Source organism: Cellulomonas triticagri, from assembly GCF_003696205.1.
In the GTDB taxonomy this organism is placed as follows: domain Bacteria; phylum Actinomycetota; class Actinomycetes; order Actinomycetales; family Cellulomonadaceae; genus Cellulomonas; species Cellulomonas triticagri.
In genome coordinates, this window is sequence record NZ_RFFI01000017.1 from 1 (window position 1) to 14,777 (window position 14,777).

The 14,777-nt window shown below is 73.2% G+C and carries 18 protein-coding genes; 12 read left to right on the forward strand and 6 right to left on the reverse strand.

Annotated features, from left to right (window positions below; all coding sequences use genetic code 11):
- The 4 genes from EBM89_RS04705 to dnaK form a co-directional block, all read right to left on the reverse strand.
- Nucleotides 1-406 (reverse strand): heat shock protein transcriptional repressor HspR (locus tag EBM89_RS04705; RefSeq protein ID WP_122148352.1); only part of this gene is annotated, 406 nt, incomplete at its 3' end.
- A gap of 70 nt (nt 407-476) precedes the next feature.
- Nucleotides 477-1,493 carry a DnaJ C-terminal domain-containing protein gene (locus tag EBM89_RS04710; RefSeq protein ID WP_122148307.1) on the reverse strand — a complete coding sequence of 339 codons (1,017 nt, stop codon included), beginning with the start codon at nt 1,491-1,493 and terminating at the stop codon, nt 477-479.
- Between the two features lie 121 nt (nt 1,494-1,614).
- Entirely contained in the window at nt 1,615-2,235 is a 621-nt protein-coding gene (locus EBM89_RS04715) for a nucleotide exchange factor GrpE (RefSeq protein WP_122148308.1), read from the reverse strand.
- The gene (gene dnaK / locus EBM89_RS04720) at nt 2,232-4,091 is read right to left on the reverse strand and encodes a molecular chaperone DnaK (RefSeq protein ID WP_122148309.1); all 1,860 of its coding nucleotides are present in this window, start codon (nt 4,089-4,091) and stop codon (nt 2,232-2,234) included. The genes EBM89_RS04715 and dnaK overlap by 4 nt, the downstream gene beginning before the upstream one ends.
- A 255-nt stretch (nt 4,092-4,346) precedes the next feature.
- On the opposite strand from dnaK, the gene EBM89_RS04725 reads away from it, so the two are divergent.
- Both EBM89_RS04725 and EBM89_RS04730 read left to right on the forward strand, forming a co-directional pair.
- Complete coding sequence (locus tag EBM89_RS04725; RefSeq protein WP_122148310.1) at nt 4,347-4,781, forward strand: VOC family protein; 435 nt, start codon at nt 4,347-4,349, stop codon at nt 4,779-4,781.
- Nucleotides 4,782-4,785: 4 nt separating this feature from the next.
- Nucleotides 4,786-5,427, forward strand: coding sequence for a winged helix-turn-helix transcriptional regulator (locus tag EBM89_RS04730; RefSeq protein ID WP_122148311.1), 642 nt, complete (start codon nt 4,786-4,788; stop codon nt 5,425-5,427).
- Nucleotides 5,428-5,479: 52 nt separating this feature from the next.
- On the opposite strand, the gene EBM89_RS04735 is transcribed toward EBM89_RS04730, so the two are convergent.
- Nucleotides 5,480-6,421 carry a cold-shock protein gene (locus tag EBM89_RS04735; RefSeq protein ID WP_122148312.1) on the reverse strand — a complete coding sequence of 314 codons (942 nt, stop codon included), beginning with the start codon at nt 6,419-6,421 and terminating at the stop codon, nt 5,480-5,482.
- 155 nt (nt 6,422-6,576) lie between these two features.
- On the opposite strand from EBM89_RS04735, the gene EBM89_RS04740 reads away from it, so the two are divergent.
- The 10 genes from EBM89_RS04740 to EBM89_RS04790 all read left to right on the forward strand — a co-directional run bounded on the left by EBM89_RS04740 (nt 6,577) and on the right by EBM89_RS04790 (nt 13,962).
- The gene (locus EBM89_RS04740; RefSeq protein ID WP_122148313.1) at nt 6,577-6,936 is read left to right on the forward strand and encodes a PadR family transcriptional regulator; all 360 of its coding nucleotides are present in this window, start codon (nt 6,577-6,579) and stop codon (nt 6,934-6,936) included.
- A gap of 1 nt (nt 6,937) precedes the next feature.
- Nucleotides 6,938-7,306 carry a DUF1048 domain-containing protein gene (locus EBM89_RS04745; RefSeq protein WP_122148314.1) on the forward strand — a complete coding sequence of 123 codons (369 nt, stop codon included), beginning with the start codon at nt 6,938-6,940 and terminating at the stop codon, nt 7,304-7,306.
- Entirely contained in the window at nt 7,303-8,082 is a 780-nt protein-coding gene (locus EBM89_RS04750) for an ABC transporter ATP-binding protein (RefSeq protein WP_122148315.1), read from the forward strand. The genes EBM89_RS04745 and EBM89_RS04750 overlap by 4 nt, the downstream gene beginning before the upstream one ends.
- Nucleotides 8,079-8,846, forward strand: a complete 768-nt coding sequence (locus EBM89_RS04755) for an ABC transporter permease (protein WP_122148316.1) — start codon at nt 8,079-8,081, stop codon at nt 8,844-8,846. Before EBM89_RS04750 ends, EBM89_RS04755 begins: the two co-directional genes overlap by 4 nt.
- 79 nt (nt 8,847-8,925) lie before the next feature.
- The gene (locus EBM89_RS04760) at nt 8,926-9,222 is read left to right on the forward strand and encodes an SAV_915 family protein (RefSeq protein WP_122148317.1); all 297 of its coding nucleotides are present in this window, start codon (nt 8,926-8,928) and stop codon (nt 9,220-9,222) included.
- A gap of 290 nt (nt 9,223-9,512) precedes the next feature.
- Nucleotides 9,513-10,685 (forward strand): hypothetical protein, encoded by a 1,173-nt coding sequence (locus tag EBM89_RS04770; RefSeq protein WP_122148319.1) that lies wholly within the window; start codon nt 9,513-9,515, stop codon nt 10,683-10,685.
- Nucleotides 10,686-10,762: 77 nt separating this feature from the next.
- Complete coding sequence (locus tag EBM89_RS04775; protein ID WP_122148320.1) at nt 10,763-11,545, forward strand: hypothetical protein; 783 nt, start codon at nt 10,763-10,765, stop codon at nt 11,543-11,545.
- 122 nt (nt 11,546-11,667) lie between these two features.
- Nucleotides 11,668-13,176, forward strand: a complete 1,509-nt coding sequence (locus EBM89_RS04780) for an SDR family oxidoreductase (RefSeq protein ID WP_122148321.1) — start codon at nt 11,668-11,670, stop codon at nt 13,174-13,176.
- 106 nt (nt 13,177-13,282) lie between these two features.
- Nucleotides 13,283-13,756, forward strand: coding sequence for a DUF2975 domain-containing protein (locus tag EBM89_RS04785; protein WP_122148322.1), 474 nt, complete (start codon nt 13,283-13,285; stop codon nt 13,754-13,756).
- A complete protein-coding gene (locus EBM89_RS04790; protein ID WP_122148323.1) occupies nt 13,756-13,962 on the forward strand; it encodes a helix-turn-helix domain-containing protein in 207 nt (68 codons plus the stop codon). Before EBM89_RS04785 ends, EBM89_RS04790 begins: the two co-directional genes overlap by 1 nt.
- A gap of 6 nt (nt 13,963-13,968) precedes the next feature.
- On the opposite strand, the gene EBM89_RS22000 is transcribed toward EBM89_RS04790, so the two are convergent.
- Nucleotides 13,969-14,640 (reverse strand): TetR/AcrR family transcriptional regulator, encoded by a 672-nt coding sequence (locus EBM89_RS22000; RefSeq protein WP_158609498.1) that lies wholly within the window; start codon nt 14,638-14,640, stop codon nt 13,969-13,971.
- Between the last annotated feature and the right edge of the window lie 137 nt (nt 14,641-14,777).

Below are 14,777 nucleotides of genomic sequence, written 5' to 3' on the forward strand. Positions count from 1 at the left end.
CGCGGGGGTCCTCGGTCGGGACCTCCCCCGGGCGGCGGCGGGCCGCCCGGGCGCCCGCGCCCAGCGCGACCACGTCGCCCGACGGGTGCGCGGCGAACACCCGGCGGCCGGGCTCGGCGACGGCCCGCAGGTACTCGACCTGCCGGGTCAGCCGCTCGACCTCGGACTCGAGCTCGAGGATCCGCTTGATGCCCGCGAGGTTCACGCCCTCCTCCTGGGACAGGCGCTGCACCTCCCGCAGCGTGGCGATGTCGCGCAGCGAGTACCGGCGGCCGCGCCCGCGCGTGCGACCGGGCTGGACGAGGCCGAGCCGGTCGTACTGCCGGAGCGTCTGCGGGTGCATGCCCGCGAGCTCCGCGGCGACGGAGATCACGTAGACCTGCGCGTCCGGGGACGTCGAGACCATCACGACCACCTTCCTGCGGTCCGGCGGGCGCGCCGGGCGGGGACGTCGCCCCACCCGGCGGGCCCGGGGGTCACTCCTTCGCGCGGGCCAGCAGGTCGGCCCGCGGGTCCTCGCCGGACGTCGCGATGCCGAAGGCCTGCACGGCCTCCTTCGCGGCGGCGCTGAGCCGCTGCGGGACGACGACCTGCACGGTGACCAGCAGGTCGCCGGTGCCGCTCGCCGTGGTGACGCCGCGGCCCTTGACCCGCAGCGTGCGCCCGGACGGGGTGCCCGCCGGGATCTTCAGCCGCACGGTGCCGCCGTCGAGCGTCGGCACGGCGACCTCCGCGCCCAGCGCGGCCTCGTCGAACGCGACCGGCAGCGTCCGCCGCAGGTTGTTGCCGTCGAGCGTGAACACCGGGTGCGGGGTCACGCGGACGGTGACCTCCAGGTCGCCCGCGGGCGCGCCGTGCTCGCCGGGGCGGCCCTTGCCGCGCAGCCGGATCTTCTGGCCGTCGCGGACGCCGGCGGGGATGCGGGCCTTGACGGTCCGCCCCTCGACGCCGAGCGCCACGGTCGAGCCCTCCACGGCCTGCCGGAACGGCAGGGTGGTCACGGCCGCGAGGTCGGCGCCCCGGCGCTGCTGGCCGCGGGTCTGGCCGAAGCCGCCACCGCCGCCGAACAGGCCCCCGAGGATGTCCTCGAACCCGCCGCCGCCACCGGCGCCGCCGGGCGCCCCGCCCTGCGGGAACCGCACGCGGCTGCCGCCGGAGCCGGCACCGGTGAACACGCCGCCGAACAGGTCCTCGAACCCGCCGTTGGCACCGCCACCTCCCCCGGCGCCGCCGGCCCCGGCGCGGAACCGCGCCCCACCGGCCATGGCCCGGAGCTGGTCGTACTGCTGGCGCTGCTCGGGGTCGGACAGCACCGCGTACGCCTCGCCGACCTCCTTGAACTTCGCCTCCGCCGCGGCGTCCCCCGGGTTGTGGTCGGGGTGCATGGTGCGCGCCAGCTTGCGGTAGGCCTTCTTGATCGTGGCCTGGTCCGCGTCCTTGGCGACGCCGAGCACGGCGTAGAAGTCCTTCTCCAGCCAGTCCTGACCGCTCACGACGCCTCCTTCCGCTCTCTCGTCCGACCCGGGGGCGTCCCGCCCCGGGCCGGGGTCGACCCACCGGCCGGGGCGACGCCGTCGCGACGCGCCCCCGGCCGGTGGGTCCTGATGATGCCCGTCACGCCTCGGGGTCGACGACCGCCACCCGGGCGGCGCGCACGACGCGCTCACCCATCCGGTAGCCGGGCTGCAGCACCTGCTGCACCGTCGGCTCGGTGACGTCCGCCGAGTGCCCGTGCATGAGCGCCTCGTGCACCTGCGGGTCGAAGGGCTCGCCCGCGGCGCCGTAGCGCTCGATGCCGAACCGGCCGACGGTCGACTCCAGCTTCTCCGCGATGGACGCGAACGGTCCGACCAGGTCGCCGTGCTGGCGGGCCAGCTCGATGTCGTCGAGGACGCTGATCAGCGCCTCGGCGACCGCGACGACGCCCTGGTCCCGGGCCGCGAGGGCCTCGGCCTTGGACCGCTTCACGTACGCGGAGTACTGCTGCTCGAGGTTGTAGTAGTCGGCGTTGCGGCGCTGGAGCTCGTCCAGCCGCTCGGCCGCGAGGCGCTGCGCGTCGGCCAGGTCCTCGCCCACCACCTCGGCGGCGGCCGCACCGGCGGCCTCCTCCGCGGCGGCGAGCACCTGCTCCTCGGGGGTCGGCTCGCGCAGCTCGCCCGTCTCCGGGTCGATGCGGCGCTTGTCCGTCACCCGCGGCTGCTCCTCCGGGTCGGGTCGCGTGGGGTCGTCGCTCACTTCTTCTCACCCTCGTCGTCGACGATCTCGGCGTCCACCACGTCGTCGTCGGACGACGCGGCGGGCTGCTCGGCACCCGCGTCACCGGCGGGCGCGTCGGCCTGCTGGTTCGCGGAGTACAGCGCCTCGCCGATCTTCTGCGAGGCGGTGACCAGCGCGGTCTGCTTCGCGGTGACCTCGGCCAGGTCCTCGCCCTCGAGCGCCTTCTTCAGGTCGTCCACGGCCGTGCGGACCTCGGTCTTGACGTCGTCGCCGAGCTTGTCGTCGTTGTCGGTCAGCAGCTTCTCGGTCGAGTAGACCAGCTGCTCGGCGGAGTTGCGGGTCTCCGCCTCCTCGCGACGCTTCTTGTCCTCGGCGGCGTGCGCCTCGGCCTCCTTGACCATGCGGTCGATCTCGTCCTTCGGCAGGCCGGAGCCGCCGGAGATCGTCATGGACTGCTCCTTGCCGGTGCCGCGGTCCTTCGCGCCGACGTGGACGATGCCGTTCGCGTCGATGTCGAAGGTGACCTCGATCTGCGGGACGCCGCGCGGGGCCGGCGCGATGCCGGTCAGCTCGAACGTGCCCAGCGGCTTGTTGTCCCGTGCGAACTCGCGCTCGCCCTGGAACACCTGGATCAGCACGGACGGCTGGTTGTCCTCCGCCGTCGAGAAGATCTCGGAGCGCTTGGTCGGGATGGCCGTGTTCCGCTCGATGAGCTTGGTCATCACGCCGCCCTTGGTCTCGATGCCGAGGCTCAGCGGGGTGACGTCGATCAGCAGGACGTCCTTGCGGTCGCCCTTGATGACACCGGCCTGCAGGGCGGCGCCGACGGCGACGACCTCGTCCGGGTTGACGCCCTTGTTGGGCTCCCGGCCGCCGGTGAGCTCGCGGACGACGTCGGCGACGGCGGGCATGCGGGTCGAGCCGCCGACCAGCACGACGTGGTCGATGTCGGCGAGCTTGATGCCCGCGTCGCGGATGACCGCGTTGAACGGGGCCTTGGTCCGCTCGAGCAGGTCCTTGGTCATCTCCTGGAACTGCGCCCGGGTGAGCTTCTCGTCCAGGTGGATGGGGCCGTTCTCGCTCATCGACAGGTACTGCAGCGAGATGTTGGTGCTGGTCGCGGACGACAGCTCCTTCTTGGCCTGCTCGGCCGCCTCGCGCAGGCGCTGCACGGCGATCTTGTCCTTGGACAGGTCGACGCCGGTGGAGTTCTTCACCTGCGAGACCAGCCACTCGACGATCCGGTTGTCCCAGTCGTCGCCGCCGAGGCGGTTGTCGCCGGAGGTCGCGCGGACCTCGATGGTGGAGAAGTCGTCGTCCTTGCCCACCTCGAGCAGGGAGACGTCGAACGTGCCGCCGCCGAGGTCGAAGACGAGGATGAGCTCGTCCTCCTTGCCCTTCTCCAGGCCGTAGGCCAGGGCCGCCGCGGTGGGCTCGTTGACGATGCGCAGGACGTTCAGGCCCGCGATCTGGCCGGCGTCCTTGGTCGCCTGGCGCTCGGCGTCGTTGAAGTACGCCGGGACGGTGATGACCGCGTCGGTGACGGGCTCGCCCAGGTACTCCTCGGCGTCGCGCTTGAGCTTGCCGAGCACGCGCGCGGAGATCTCCTGCGCCGTGTACTTCTTGTCGTCGATCTCGGTGGTCCAGTCGGTGCCGATGTGGCGCTTGACGGACGCGATGGTGCGGTCGACGTTGGTGACCGCCTGGCGCTTGGCGACCTCGCCGACGAGGACCTCGCCGGTCTTGGAGAACGCCACGACCGAGGGGGTCGTGCGCGCGCCCTCGGCGTTGGCGATGACGGTGGGCTCGCCGCCCTCGAGGACCGCGACCACGGAGTTGGTGGTGCCCAGGTCGATGCCGACTGCTCGTGCCATGTCTTCGTGCCTCTTCCTTCGTCGTGCTCTGCTTCCGTGGGCGCGACCGCCGCGGGTGCGGGCGGGGCGCCTTGAGCCTGCTGCGCTCAAGTCTGCGCCTCGGTCGTCAGCGTGGCAACTCGCCGGGGGCGAACTTGAGTCTGCTGGGCTCAACCTTGACCCGCCGTCTTTCATTCCCGGGGACCCTTGACGACAGCACTTGTTTTTTGCAAGTGTGATCGTCGTCACACCGACACCAGCCGAGGGAGCCCCGCCATGACCGCGATGTTCGTCAACCTGCCGGTGACCGACCTGGACCGCGCGAAGGCCTTCTACTCGGCGCTCGGCTACCGCATCAACCCGCAGTTCACCGACGAGAACGCCGCCTGCGTCGTCGTCGAGGAGGACCACTCCTTCTTCATGCTGCTCACCCGCGAGTACTTCCAGACGTTCACCGACCGCCCCATCGGCGACCCCGCGCAGACCGTCTCCGTCGCGACCGCGATCTTCCAGGACACCCGCGAGGCCGTGGACGCCGTCGCCGCCGCCGGGCTCGCGGCGGGGGGCACCGAGGAGCGCCCGGCCGCCGACTACGGGTTCATGTACCAGCGCCAGCTCACCGACCCCGACGGCAACCTGCTCGAGCTCGGCTGGATGGACCCCGTCGCCGCCGCGCAGGGCCCCGAGGCGGTCACCACGTCGCAGGGCTGAGACCGTGGCGGCACGGGAGTACGGGCAGTACTGCGGCGTCACCCGCGCGCTGGAGCTGATCGGCGAGCGGTGGGCGCTGCTGCTCGTGCGCGACCTGCTCGTCGGCCCGCGCCGGTACGGCGAGCTCGCCGCCGGGCTGCCCCGCATCCCGACCAACGTGCTCGCGGCCCGGCTCAAGGAGCTGCAGGCCGCGGGCATCGTCCGGCGGGCGCCCCGCTCGCGCGTGATCGTGTACGAGCTCACGCCGTACGGCCGGGAGCTCGAGCCCGTCGTCCTCGCCCTCGGGGCCTGGGGGTTCAAGGCCATGGGCGACCCCCGGGCCGAGCAGGTCGTCACCCCGGACTCGATGACGATGGCGCTGCGCACCGCGTTCCGACCCGACGCGGCCGCGCTGCTGCCCGCGACCGCCTACGCGGCGCGCATCGGACCGGCCGCGCTGCTGGTCCGGGTCGACGGGGCCGCCCTCACGGTGGGGCGCGGCGACGGGCCGGCGGACCTGGCGTTCACCGCCGGGCCCGGCATCCGGCAGGTCATCTCGGGCGAGGTCACCCCTGGGCACGCCATCGACACCGGCGTGGTCGAGGTGCTGCACGGGCGCCCCGACCTGCTCGACCGGTTCGCGGCGACGTTCCACCTCGCGGCATGAGTCCCCGGGCGCGGTCGCGCCCGGGGATCCGCGCCGGGGTCGGACGCCCGGCTCAGACCAGGTCGACGCGGTCCGCCTGCGGACCCCGGTCGCTCTGCCGCACCTGGAACCGCACGCGGTCGCCCTCGTAGAGCGCCTCGCCGTCGCGGACGACCGAGACGTGCACGAACAGGTCCGGCCCGCCGTCGTCGGGGGTGATGAAGCCGAAGCCGCGATCCGCGTCGTAGCGGGACACGACGCCCTGGCCGCCGCGCGCCGGGGCGTGGCCGCCCCGCCCGCGATCCTGGCCGCCGCGACCGGGGGCCGGCCGCGTGAACCGCGACTTCTTGCCGCCGACCAGCCGCACACCCTGGGCCTGCTGGCCCTTCTCGCCGTCCGCCGTGCGGTAGCTCACGCGGTCGCCCTCGACGAGCTCGGCCAGGTCGCCGCTCAGGGACCGGGCGTGCACGAAGATGTCCTGCTCGCCGCTGTCGGGGGTGATGAAACCGAAACCCTTGCCGGCGTCGTACCAGGTCACGGTGCCGTCGGCGCCGTCGTCGACCGGCGTGCCCGCGGCGGGCCGTGCCGCGTCGGAGCCGAGCGGCAGCAGGTGCTCGGCCTGCGGACCCTTCTCGCCCTCGCCGACCAGGAACGCGACCCGCTGACCCTCGGCGATCACGCCGCCGCCGACGATGGCGGAGCTGTGCGCGAAGATCTCGGCACCGCCGCCGTCGGGCGTGATGAAGCCGTAGCCCTTGGCGGGCTCGTACCAGTTGACGGTGCCGAGCACGCCGAGCGCGCTGTCGGCCGCGACGTCGCCGATGACCCGGACGCGGCGGGCCTGCGGGCCGCGGTCGCCCTCGCCGACCTCGAACTCGACGGCCTGGCCCTCGCGGAGCAGGGCACCGCCCTCGACCTCCGACACGTGCACGAACAGGTCCTCGGCGTCCTCACCGAGGGCGAGGAAGCCGAACCCCCGCTCGGCGTCGAACCAACGGACTGTTCCCTGGGGCACGGTGGAGCTCCTCGTCGTGAATGCGGCTTGCTGCCACCAGTGTCCCCGATGCCGTCGCGCTCCGGCGACATCGCCCGGTACTCGGTGTTGCCAAGTACCGGTACCTAGCGTTACGTTGTACCGGTAGTCAGCGACACCGAGTACAGGAGGCCCGCATGGGCAACCAGATGACCGAGATGCTCAAGGGCACCCTCGAGGGGATCGTCCTCGCGATCCTCGAGGCCCGCCCGGCCTACGGCTACGAGATCACCGCGCAGCTGCGCGACGAGGGGTTCACCGACCTCGCCGAGGGCACCGTCTACGCGCTGCTCGTGCGCGTCGAGCAGCGCGGGTTCGTGGACGTCACCAAGGTCCCGTCCGAGAAGGGCCCGCCGCGCAAGGTCTACACGCTCAACGCCGCGGGCACCGCGCAGCTCGCGGAGTTCTGGACCACCTGGACCTTCCTGTCCGGACGCATCGAGCACCTGCGCGCGGACCGCACCAGCACGCACCAGCAGACCGAAGGGGACGACTGACATGGTCGCGAAGTGGATCGAGGCCCTCACGGGCCCGCTCGAGCAGAAGAAGCAGTACCGCCAGGACAACGCACGCGTCGACGCGCTGCCCGAGCCCTACCGGACGACGGCGAAGGCCGTGCACCGCTACCTCCTCCAGACGTCCGGCGTCTCCGACGGCGACACGCTCGTGCGGATGTTCGGCGACCTCGCCGACCTCTGGGAGCAGGCCGCCGCCGACGGCACGCCCGTGCGCGACGTCGTCGGGGCGGACCCCGTCGAGTTCGCCGAGACGTTCGCGCAGGCGTACGGCGGCGAGCGGTGGATGGACAAGGAGCGCGCCCGCCTGACCCGCGCGGTCGACGAGGCAGAACGGGGCGGGGAGCGGTGACCGGGCCCTCCGTCGCCGTCCGCGGCGTCGAGAAGTCGTTCGGCGACCTGCACGTGCTGCGCGGCGTCGACCTCGACGTCGCCCCCGGGACCGTCGTCGCGCTGCTCGGGTCGAACGGGGCGGGCAAGACCACCCTCGTCCGCATCCTGTCCACGCTGACGCGGCCCGACGCCGGCACCGCCGCCGTGCACGGGTTCGACGTCGTGGCCGAGCCCGCCCGCGTCCGGGAGTCGATCAGCCTCACCGGGCAGTTCGCGGCCGTGGACGGCGTGCTCACCGGCCGGGAGAACCTCGCGCTCGTCGCGCGGCTGCGGCACGTGCCCGACCCCGGCGCGGTCGCCGACGCCCTGCTCGCGCGGTTCGACCTCACCGAGGCGGGGTCCCGGGGCGCGGCGACCTACTCCGGCGGGATGCGGCGACGGCTCGACATCGCCATGAGCCTCATCGGCGACCCGCCGGTGATCTTCCTGGACGAGCCCACGACCGGCCTGGACCCGCAGGCGCGCGCCGAGGTGTGGCGCACCGTCGAGGACCTCGCCGCCGGCGGCACGACCGTCCTGCTCACCACGCAGTACCTCGACGAGGCCGAGCGCCTCGCCGACCGCATCGCCATCCTGCACGAGGGCACGATCATCCAGGACGGCACCCTGGACGAGCTCCGGCGGCTGCTGCCGCCCGCGCGCGTCGAGTACGTCGAGAAGCAGCCCACGCTCGAGGACGTGTTCCTCGCCCTCGTCGGGGCCGGTGACCCGCCGGCCGGGAAGGACCCCCGATGAGCACCACCCACGTCGTGGACGACACCGTCGCCCTCACCGGCCGCTCCCTGCGGCACATCCTGCGCAGCCCGGACACCATCGTCACCACCGCGGTCACCCCGATCGCCCTGATGCTGCTGTTCACCTACGTCTTCGGCGGCGCCATCCAGGACGGGCCGACGTCCGCGTACGTGGACTACCTGCTGCCCGGCATCCTGCTCATCACCGTGGCGTCCGGGGTCGCGTACACCGCGTACCGGCTGTTCCTCGACCTGCAGGGCGGCATCGTCGAACGGCTGCAGTCGATGCCGATCGCCCGGCCGAGCGTCCTGTGGGCTCACGTCCTCACCTCGCTCGCCGCCAACCTCACGTCGGTGGTCCTCGTCATCGGGGTCGCGCTGCTCATGGGCTTCCGGTCCGGGGCGTCCGTCGCCGCGTGGCTCTCGATCCTCGGCGTGGTCCTGCTGTTCACGCTGACGCTCACCTGGATCGCCGTGCTCGCCGGGCTGTCCGCGCAGACCGTCGACGGGGCCAGCGGGTTCTCCTACCCGCTGATCTTCCTGCCGTTCATCAGCTCGGCGTTCGTCCCGACCTCCTCCATGCCCGGACCGGTGGCCTGGTTCGCCGAGCACCAACCCGTCACCGCCGTGGTGGACACCATCCGGGCGCTGCTCGCCGGGCAGCCCGTCGGCTCGGCGATCTGGGTGGCGCTCGCCTGGCTGGTCGGGGTGCTGGTGCTCGCCTACGTCCTGGCGGTGCGGGCGTACCGCCGCAAGATCACCTGACCCGCCATACGCACGGGCCACCTAGCGAGTCTCCGCGCCCGTAGAGTCGTCGCCAGGTCCAGCACATCGGAGGTCGCACGTGCCCGACGCCCCTGGTAACCGCCAGGTTCCACCCGTCCTGTACGTCCCCTGCGAGACGGCGACGACATCGGACGGCGAGGCCCGCCTGTCGCTGCGGACCACGCGTGACGGTCGCATCGCCCTGCTCGCCTACACGGCGTTGGATCGGCTCGTCACGTGCTGCGGTCCGGATCAGCCCTGGGTCCTCGTCCCGACGGATCGGATGGACGACATCGCCCGGACCCAGCAGTTCGACGTCGTGTACCTCGACCTGATGGTCCCCGAGGTGCACCGCGTGGGGAGCAGCTCGGCATGACCTCGGTCGGGGGGTTTCACGTCCGTACCGAGCTCGGTGCCATGGCGAACGAGCTCCGAGGAGCGTCAGACGGGATCGACGCACCGATGAGCGGTGCTCCGGGCGCACCCGACGGAGGCGCGGCGACAGGGACGCTGGCGGACCTTCTCGCTCGGCTGGTCGCTGCCGCCGACAACCTGTCGATGGACGCCCGTGAGGCATCGGACAGACTCGATGCCTCACGCGACGCCTACGCCCAGGTCGACACGCGCGCAGCCGCTGCGCTCGACGGACTCTGGAGAGATTGAACGATGCCGATCCACACGTTGATCTCGGGATCGCCGACCGAGGTCCAGTCGGTGGCCGACTGGATCGGCTCCCACTTCACCCCTGCGGTCGCCGAGTACGGCACCGCGTTCGTCTCGGTCCGGCGAACCGCCGCGGCGGAGTGGGACGGCGACGCCAGCGACGGCTTCTGCTCGGTGGCGTCGACGATCGTCGACCGCACTGACGAGGTGGAGCAAGCCGCGCGTGACACCACCGAGGCGTTCTCCGCCTACGCCACTGCCTTGCGCACAGCCCAGGACGAGATGTCCGCGCTGCGCGCGTCCGTCGCCGTGTCCGGACTCACCCTCAGCAGCACGAGCATCCTGGAACCCGGCCGCGCGCCCCTCGTCCCCGCCCGACCACCGACGGACGGCAGCGCGACCACCGCCCAGATCCGGGCCTACGACGCGGCGGTCGAGTCAAGCAATGCCCACGCCGCACTGGTCACCCGATACAACTCCGCTGTCGACGAAGCCGGTGCGATCGTCGCCGCCTACCAGTCGGCCCTGGACGCACTCGGTTCCTTCGTGGTGAAGGCCGTCTCGTGGACGAGCTGGGTCGATGTCGCGGTGATCGCGACCGAGGAGACCTTCAAGCGCTACATCAGCGGTACCCGTGACTACATCACCAACCTCCAGCAGACGGCACGTCTCGCCGAGGAGGCCTACCTCCGCAGCCCCGGTGGCAGCGTCGAGGCCCACTTCCAAGAACGTCTGCGCGCAGCGGCGACCAATCAGGCGGACGAGCTCGCCCGGCACGCCGACGAGCTGTCAGCGGGTCGGCTCGCACGGCTGTTCGGCGGCAAGCTGCCGGTCGTCGGGACCATCGTCACCGTTGCGGGGATCGGCTACGACATCAGCACGGGAACCCCGCCCAGCAGTGCTGTCGTGAGCGGCGTGGCCGGCGCGGTCGCGGCCGCTGGAACCGTCGCACTCGTGAGCGGACCCGTCGGGTGGGTGGCGGCGGCAGGCGTGCTCGCCGGGGTCGCTGTCGGCATGGGCTCGCAGTGGATGTGGGAGAACTGGGTGCCGGAGGATTTCCGGAGAAAGGTCGACGAGGGGATCGAGGACGTGTGGAATGCGACCACGGGAGCGGTCTCCGATGGGTGGAACGCGCTGACCGGTGGCGTCAGCGACGCGTGGGAGGCGATCTTCTGAGCTCGACCACACCGCGGGCCGCCCTCCTGACCTGGCCCGATGCCTGGCGACGCGGTGGCCGTGCGGCGGCGCTCGCGATGGCGGTCGCACTCGTCGCCGTCGCACCGCTCGCGATCGCGATGGCGCTGTCGGACGACCCCGGGGACCCGCGCGCGGTCGCCGTCTACGCCACCGCACCGGCCGTCGCGTGCCTCGGGGTGCTCATCGCCGTGACCCGCGTGCGCACGCGACGACGCAGCACCCGTGGCGTCCGGCTCTCGACGCCGGAGGAAGCGCCCGTGCCTGGTCTCGCGCTCCCCTACCGGCGGGACGTCGCCGTGCTCGGGGCCCTGGTCGGCGGCTACGCCTGCGCGCTCGGGGTGGGGCTGGTCCTGGCCGGCCTCCTCGGCGTCACGCGATCCGGACCGTCCGGTGCCGTCGTCGCGCTCGGCGGGGTCGCCCTCGTCGGCGCCACGGCTCCGGCACTGCTCGCCGTGGCGCGCGGTCGCCTCCGCCGCGGGGTCGTCGTCCTGACGCCCGAGCGGATCATCCACCGGTCCTGGGCCTTCGACCTCTCCGGCACCTGGGACCAGGTGATCGCGGTGGCGCCCGCCGGGGAGGGGCGCCCGACCGTCCTGGTCACGATGATGCGGTCAGCCCGGTCGGACGACCCCGGCCGCGCACTCGTCCGCACCCGGACCGGACCTTCGGCGGCCTCGCGGCTGGCACCGCACATCGCGATCGAGGTGTCGTCCGTCGACCTCGACCCGGTGCTCCTCCTCGAGACGGTGCGGTTCTACGCCTCCCACCCCGCGGCGCGCGTGGAGCTCGGGACGCAGGACGCCGTGGCGCGGGTCCGTCAGGGAGACGTCATCGCCTGACGACGGCACCCGCGCCGCCGGGCCGCGCACACCACCGCGCAGCGGCTCCGCGCGGGCGCGTACCATCTTCCGGGCCCCGCGCGACCGCGGCGGCCCTCCCCCACCCCAGGACGGAACGGCGCATGACCGCGCAGACGACCACGCCCGCGCAGCACCCCGACGACGCCCCCGAGCAGCCCGGCGTCGACCCGACCGACTTCGCGACGTTCCTGCGCGTCATGGACCAGGTCGCCGTCCTGCCGCAGGAGCACCCGCAGCACGCCGCCGCGCGCCGCGCGTCCTCGCACCTGTTCAAGGCCGCGAAGAAGCACCGCCGCACCGAGAAGCGCCGGCTGATCAGCGAGGCCGACGCCGCCGTCGTCGCCGCGACCGCCACCGGCAGCCCCGGGCGGATCGACGACGAGACCGCCGGGATCGCCCTGACGTCGTCCGCGACCGGCGCGACCGCCGGGACGCTGCTGCGGCCGCGCCCCTGCTACGTCTGCAAGCGCGACTACACCGTGGTCGACGCGTTCTACCACCAGCTCTGCCCCGAGTGCGCGGCGCTGCACCACGCCAAGCGCGACGCCCGCACCGACCTCACCGGCCGCCGCGCCCTGCTCACCGGCGGGCGCGCGAAGATCGGCATGTACATCGCGCTGCGGCTGCTGCGCGACGGCGCCGACCTGACGATCACCACGCGGTTCCCGCGCGACGCGGTCCGGCGGTTCAGCGCCATGGACGACTCCGCGGACTGGCTGCACCGGCTGCACGTCGTCGGCATCGACCTGCGCGACCCCGCCCAGGTCGTGTCCCTCGCGGACCACGTGGCCGCGCAGGGGCCGCTGGACATCCTCATCAACAACGCCGCGCAGACCGTGCGGCGCCAGCCCGGCGCGTACGCGCGCATCGCCGAGGCGGAGGACGCGCCGCTCGCCGACGGCGGCCTGCGGATGATCACGACCTTCGGGCACACCTCCGACGCGCACCCGCGGGCCCTCACCGGCTCGGTCAGCGCGCTGACCAGCCCGACGCTCGCCATCGAGCGGGTCGCCAGCGCCGCCGCCGACGAGCTCACCGCGCAGTCGCTGACCGCCGAGGCTGCGAGCCTGGAGCGGCTGGTCGCGGGCACGTCCATCGACGCCGGTGGGCTGGTCCCCGACGTCGTCGACACGAACTCGTGGGTCGCGACGGTCGAGCAGGTCGACGCGATGGAGCTGCTGGAGGTGCAGCTCTGCAACCAGACCGCGCCGTTCATCCTGATCAGCCGGCTGCGCCCCGCCATGGCCGCGTCGGCCGCGCGCCGGACGTACGTCGTGAACGTGTCCGCCATGGAGGGCGTGTTCTCCCGCGGGTACAAGGGCCCCGGCCACCCGCACACCAACATGAGCAAGGCCGCGCTCAACATGCTGACCCGCACCAGCGCGACGGAGATGCTGGCCGACGGCATCCTCATGACCGCCGTGGACACGGGGTGGATCACCGACGAGCGCCCGCACACCACCAAGGTCCGACTGGCCGAGGAGGGCTTCCACGCCCCGCTCGACCTGGTCGACGGCGCCGCGCGGGTCTACGACCCGATCGTCCGGGGCGAGGCTGGCGAGGACCTGTACGGCTGCTTCCTGAAGGACTACGTCCGCTCGCAGTGGTGAGCGCGCGCACCACCTCTCCGCAGCACCTCCACGCGCCGACCAGCCGCCGATCTATCGAGTAGCGATAGATTTCTCTCGACGGTCGAGAGATGACGGAGGGGTTCCCATGACCCGCTGGGCAGTCCTGGCGCTGCGCGCCCTGATCGCGGTCCTGCTCGCCGGGCTGCTGCTGGTGCAGGTGGTGATCGTGCCGCTGCTGATGGCCGACCTCGACGGCTCGCCGGAGGCCGCGCACCTGCGCTGGCCGCTCGGCGTCGTCGCCGTGCTGGGGCTCGCGACCGTCGAGGTCGCGCTCGTGTGCGTGTGGCGGCTGCTCGCCCTGGTCCGGCGCGGCACGGTGTTCTCGCCCGCGGCGTTCCGCTGGGTCGACGTCATCGCGGGGTCCGCGGTCGGCGCCTGGCTGCTGACGATCGTGCTCGCGTTCGTCCTCGCCCCCGGCGAGGCGGTCGCCCCGGGTGTGGTGCTGCTGGTCGTGCTCGGCGGGGTCGCCGCCGCCGGGGTCGCTCTCCTCGTCCTGGTGCTGCGTGCGCTGCTCGTGCAGGCGACGGCGCTGCGCGCCGAGCTCGCCGAGGTGGTCTGATGCCGATCGTCGTCGACATCGACGTCCTGCTCGCCCGCCGGAAGATGACCGTCGGCGACCTCGCCGAGCGCGTCGGCATCACCCCCGCCAACCTGGCGGTGCTGAAGAACGGGCGCGCCAAGGCGGTGCGGTTCACGACGCTCGAGGCGCTGTGCGAGGCGCTCGACTGCCAGCCGGGCGACCTGCTGCGCCACGAGCCGGGCTGACGCGACCTACGCGTCCGGGTCGAACCGCGACGGCGCCAGGTCCGCCAGCAGGGTGCGGTGCGCCCAGCGCGCCCACGCCAGGCCGCTCCACGTCCCGCGGCGGACCAGCGCGTTCCACGTCTCCGGGCCGAGCACCAGCGTGACCAGGTCGAGCGCCTGGCCGACGTCGAGGGCGGCGCGCAGCACGCCGTCCCGCGCGGACGCCTCGACCAGCACCCGGTGCACGGCCCGGCGGCGCGCCTCGTCCCGCTCGGCGGCGGCCGCGAGCACCGGCTCCCCGGCGGCACCGACGCGCACGAGGTCGAGGACCGCGCCGGCGCGGCCCATGAGGTCGGCCGACCCGCGCGCGTGCAGGAACAGCCGGCGCACCGGGTCGGGCTCCGCGGCGACGGCACGGACCCACGGCTGCTCGGCCAGGTCGACGCCCCCGTCTCGGCGGTCGGCCCCGTCGACGGCGAGGTCCAGGCAGCCGACGAGCAGGTCCGCCTTGGTCGGGTACGAGTAGTAGACGGTCTGCACCCCGACCCCGGCGGCGCGGGCGACCGCGGTGATCGGCGTGCCCGCGTAGCCCTCCTCGACGAACAGCGTCGTCGCGGCGGCGGCGATGCGCGCCCGGGACGCAGCAGCCCGCAGCGCACGCCCGTCCGCGCGCGCGGGGACGGTGGCGCTGGCGGTCACGAGGCAAACGGTAGCAGCACTACCGAATGCATTCCGTAGTCTCGCTCCGATAACCACCCTCCACGGCACCGCGCACCCGGACTCGACCTCCCGACCCCGGCCCCTCACGCAGCCGGATCGCGCCCTTTCCGTAGCGC